The sequence below is a fragment of the Vibrio genomosp. F10 str. 9ZD137 genome (assembly GCF_049974785.1).
Taxonomy (GTDB): domain Bacteria; phylum Pseudomonadota; class Gammaproteobacteria; order Enterobacterales; family Vibrionaceae; genus Vibrio.
In genome coordinates this window covers 1-794 of record NZ_JBNGCJ010000020.1, presented here as the reverse complement: position 1 = coordinate 794, position 794 = coordinate 1, and the positions used below count along the sequence as shown (strand labels likewise).

General features: G+C 38.5%; 1 protein-coding gene. It reads right to left on the bottom strand.

Features of this window, described 5'->3' with window-relative positions; all coding sequences use genetic code 11:
- Positions 1-17: 17 nt before the first annotated feature.
- Positions 18-794, bottom strand: a 777-nt coding sequence (locus ACP45E_RS00310) for a hypothetical protein (protein WP_206743902.1), incomplete at its 5' end; no start/stop codon positions are given.

Genomic DNA, 794 nt, shown 5'->3' with positions numbered 1-794 from the left:
GCACTTCAAACTTGATACTAAGTGTAATTGCCAAGAGAGAACTCTAGCCGAAAGTTCATCAAGTCATTACTTACTGACTCTTCCGTACAGCTATTAAATTTCGGTTTCAAAGTGACCTTTTGGGTATGCTTCTTCCTACCGAGGTCAAAGAAAGAAAGTTTTAACTGCAAAGGTTCAATATCACTAAAGTCCCAATCAGAACCTGTAACCACCATATTGTAAACCCACATCGCAACTAAAGCTTCGTACGATGGTGGGATATTTATCAAATGACCATCCGTAGAAATAGTACTAGGAACTAAGTAAGGGAGTTCATTCTCGGGCTCTGAAGTTAATGGTAACAAAGCTGAAATATCACCAACTTTGATAAAAACGTCTTCACCCTCAAGCACTAACTTTTCCTCTATTCGCTTATCTTGTGGACAGGACATCGCTACTTTTTGATACAGCTTTTTTACGTCAAATTTCCACTCAATTTGTAGGTCTTTAGCTACACCTAACCCAACATTAACTATTCTCAGAGTTCTAAACCCCTCATCATTTGAAGTAAGGTCAGACCAAAAGCAAGAGAACCTCTCTGAGTTTTCATTATGCTCAATTACAAATTGGTTAGATAAAACTGCCATATCCGGTTTGTAACTTGATTTTCTTTGTCGTACTAGTTCAAAAAATGAAACTAGAGCAACCAATGCCGCAACTAAAGCACCGACACTAGAACCTAACGATATCCAATCAGAGACTTGCATAGAACTCATTTTTCCTCTTACACATAACGCCGCGTTAAGTGGTGAGCA